Here is a 3,647-nt window from a genome sequence, read left to right on the forward strand (position 1 = left end):
GCGAAATGAATTACTTCGAACAGTTAAACGTTTAGGCAGGACATTATGGAAAAAATGGTCAGGCTATCATCGCCGCAGTTTGGTGGAAACCAAGATGCATTGCATCAAATTATTAGGCGATAAATTAATGGCAAGAAGCTTTCCTAGTCAGGTGAATGAAATTCATGCACGTGTAGCAGTCCTCAACCGATTTACGGAATTAGGTCGACCACTTACCCAAATTACGCCTTAAATTTGGCTCAATTAGGGGCGCTCTGCATTTCAAATCTTTGTGCAACAAAGCCCTTTGCTGGATAAACAGCAAAATCGTGCGAAAGTCAGTGTATCCCGTGTGGGCTTTAAAGCTCTGGCTTTGATGAGTAATGATTCAATCGTTCCTTATCTGGTGCCACCTCACGAACAGGTACTGGCACATATTTCTCAGGCAAAAAATTATATTTTCCTCAAAGATTTAGAGGCTGCATCTGTAGAAATGCGGGTCGCGCAAGGCCTACAGCGTGAAATTGAACTGGCTCATCAGAAAGAGCTGGAAAGAAAAAAAGACAAAGTTAAAAAACCGGCTACTGAAGGAAATCCGCTCAGTGCACTGGATGAAGCATTTATAGGTCTGGATCCTATTGCCGGCAAGATTAAAAACAGCTACCAGAATGCGTATGCGTTCTACATAGCTGCAAATTTATGGGAAACCTTAGGTGAATATAACGATGCCTTGGTAGATTATAAAAAGGCCTATGAATTACAGCCAGATGCGCAGATTGCCCAAGACGTAAAACGCCTGAATCAGTTAGTAGCAAAACCAAAAAGTGGCAGTGTGCCGGTGATTGTCTTTATCGAGCAAGGCATTGTGCCGCAAAAGGTTGAAAACAAGATTGATGTGCCAACACCAGGCGGTCTGGTCAATATCGCTTTTGCGACTTATGAACCAAGCACCTATGTGGCACCGAAAAGCTTAAAAGTCAAAGTCAACAATAAACCTATGCAAGACAGCTATGTAATTAGTGATATTGGCGCTCTGGCGGTTAAAGATCTGAAAGAAAAAGTAGTAGGCAATCTGACCAGTCAAATCATGCGTGCAAGCGCTAAATATGCTGCACAAAAACAGTTAGGTAACCAGCTGGGTATTTTGGGCCAGGTGGCTGGCAATGTGCTCAACATGTCAACTGAACGTGCTGACTTGCGTGGCTGGAGTACCTTACCAAGCAATGCCCAGATTGCCCGCTTAAATCTTGCTCCAGGCAATCATAAATTACAGCTCTCTAGCGGCAGTCTTTCCAGTTCAGCTGTCAATCTGGATGTCAAAGCCAATCAAACTGTCTTTGTTTATGCACATCACGTCAATGACAAGATTACTGCCAGCGTAAGCACCATCCCACATTAATAAAACCTAAGAGAACGATATGAAACGTCAATTCAGCTTTGCAGTACTTGGTTTAGGGGCACTGTTAATGGTGGGGTGTACTGCACCGAATGCCTTGTCGACCCAGACCAATTCAAGTAATGAAATCAGCATCCGTACGATCACCAATAACCCGATCCTGAGTACAGAAGTATTTGTGGAACGCGTAAATATGAGTGCGGCAGGGGATTTGAAACGTGCATCGATTGTAATCAAAAACCGTCGTTTTAATAACAAAGACTTTAGCTACAAGATCGTATGGGTGGATGCGCAAGGTGCGGAAGTGAATCCTGAAGGCGCCATCTGGAAGCCGATTCAGTTAACCGGCCGTGAAACCAAAGGCGTGCAATCTCTGGCGCCAAATCCATCTGCTGTCGATGTTATTGTGTACTTGAAAAAATAAGAGAGATTAAACATGAATGCAAAATTGATTTTCGCTGCATTGGCAGCAACGACTCTGGTTAGTGGCTGTGCATCTACTGGTGCAGTGAGTTATGGCGATGCGCAAGCAGTTGAAACTTTGACGACTGACTTCGGTTCGACTGATCTGCAAATGATCGCAGCGAAAATGGTGGATGACATGCTGATGTTCCCGCCGATCGTGCAGATGACACAAAACCGTCGCCCGGTGATTGTAGTAGATCGTATTCACAATAAAACTCAGGAACATATTGATACCGAATCAATTACCGATAGCATTCAGAACAAGCTGATCAACTCTGGAAAATTCCGTTTTGTGGATATGAAGTCTGTAAATGCGATGGCGCAGCAACTGGCCTACCAAAAACAGAGCGGCATGGTGAATCAGGCAACTGCTGTACGGAGCGGTGGTCATATCGGTGCTGAATATATGCTAAATGGTAACTTGTCGAGCATTGTAAAAAATGCAGGCGGTAAGAGCGATGTGTATTACAAGTTCACCTTTAAATTGCAAAACCTGCAAACTGGAATTGTCGAGTGGACTGGCGAGAAAGAAATCCGTAAAGCAGGCAAGCGTTCGACTTTCGGTCTGTAATTTAAATTAAGGTTGCTGTGCTTTGGCGCAGTGACCACAGAAGAACTCAATATGAAAAAAATATTACTTGCAGGCCTGTTATCCGGATTGCTCAGTTCATCTGCTTTTGCAGCAATTAAGGAAGTGATCAAAGAAGCCAGCGGCAGTGGTCCTACACAGCATCAGGCTATTTCTGAAGCGTTATTGGTAGCGGTTCAATCAGTAAATGGTGCTTCGGTTTCTTCGCAGATGGATTATGAAGAAACCGTTTCTTTATCAGTGAATCATCAAGGCTGGACCTATACCGGCAAAGTATCCCCAGTCTTTAGCGTAGCCAATCAGGGTTCGGGTTCAGTCACTAAATTCCAGGTACTTAGTGTTTCTGGAGCGAAGAATAATTATCGGGCCAAAGTCCGTGCTCATGTGGTTAAGTTTGAATCTGCTGTGCAGGATCAGCATTTACACCGGATTGCTGTTTTACCATTCCAGATGGCAGAAAAAAATAATCGACTGGCTGGTGGGGTATCTGCCCATGAATTTAGCCAGGAATTATCTGATACCCTAGGTACTTATCTAACCCAAAGCGGACAATTAAGTGTAGTTGATCGTCATTATATTGAGGAAATGCAGTCTGAAACTGATTTCCTGTATTGGGATGGCGCACCACAGGAACTGGCACGTATCGGTCAGAAAGTTGGGGCAGATTATTTGCTGGTTGGTCAGATTAAAGATTTATCTAGTGCCAGTGAGCAGCAGATGTATGGTCTGAATGCTGGCGCGGCTCAGGTGCGCCTAAGCTGGCGCGTGATTGAAGCTGCGACCAGTAAAGTTGTTGCAGCTGGAATCTTTAACCGTACCTTGTCTAATTTAATGACACAGAATATTTTGACGAACAGTTTAAATGACAGTACTGCAGACAAAATTGCTCAAGGTCTTAATCCAGAGATTTTACAAGGTTTGAAATTGCAACCTGTACTGACTCGTCAAGCTTATGACCAGTCACCCGGTTATGGAATGACGCCAGGTTCTAGTGATCAACCAGTCAAATGGTAATTTTTAGCTTTAGCTAAAAGTTGTTCATAAAAAAATCCCTGCACTAGTCAGGGATTTTTTATTAAGCATGATTTATGCTTGCTGAAACTTTAACTGTCTTAACTGACGTGCATGCTGCAAGGTGGTTTCATTAATTTCCACGCCACCCGTCATACGTGCAAGTTCCTGTACAATTTCACTTTCTTCCAGATTAATAATGGTACT

At 43.5% G+C, this 3,647-nt stretch carries 5 protein-coding genes and 1 pseudogene; 5 read left to right on the top strand and 1 reads right to left on the bottom strand.

Features of this window, described 5'->3' with window-relative positions; translation table 11 throughout:
• The 5 genes and pseudogenes from B3J29_RS06005 to B3J29_RS06025 all read left to right on the top strand — a co-directional run.
• Nucleotides 1-232 (top strand): annotated as a pseudogene (locus tag B3J29_RS06005) (IS5/IS1182 family transposase); the annotation flags it as partial.
• Between the two features lie 39 nt (nt 233-271).
• Nucleotides 272-1,378: a hypothetical protein gene (locus B3J29_RS06010; RefSeq protein ID WP_228301741.1), complete on the top strand. Its 1,107-nt coding sequence runs from the start codon at nt 272-274 to the stop codon at nt 1,376-1,378.
• Between the two features lie 19 nt (nt 1,379-1,397).
• Entirely contained in the window at nt 1,398-1,799 is a 402-nt protein-coding gene (locus B3J29_RS06015; protein WP_175966293.1) for a YcfL family protein, read from the top strand.
• Between the two features lie 12 nt (nt 1,800-1,811).
• Complete coding sequence (gene lpoB, locus B3J29_RS06020; RefSeq protein WP_175966291.1) at nt 1,812-2,411, top strand: penicillin-binding protein activator LpoB; 600 nt, start codon at nt 1,812-1,814, stop codon at nt 2,409-2,411.
• A gap of 51 nt (nt 2,412-2,462) precedes the next feature.
• A complete protein-coding gene (locus tag B3J29_RS06025; protein WP_175966289.1) occupies nt 2,463-3,443 on the top strand; it encodes a CsgG/HfaB family protein in 981 nt (326 codons plus the stop codon).
• Nucleotides 3,444-3,515: 72 nt separating this feature from the next.
• Here B3J29_RS06025 and B3J29_RS06030 read toward each other — a convergent pair.
• The coding region (locus B3J29_RS06030; RefSeq protein ID WP_286964603.1) for a hypothetical protein at nt 3,516-3,647 on the bottom strand (132 nt) is incomplete at its 5' end.

Origin of the sequence: Acinetobacter sp. UBA5984, assembly GCF_002429925.1 — a bacterium.
GTDB classification, from domain to species: Bacteria; Pseudomonadota; Gammaproteobacteria; order Pseudomonadales; family Moraxellaceae; genus Acinetobacter; species Acinetobacter variabilis.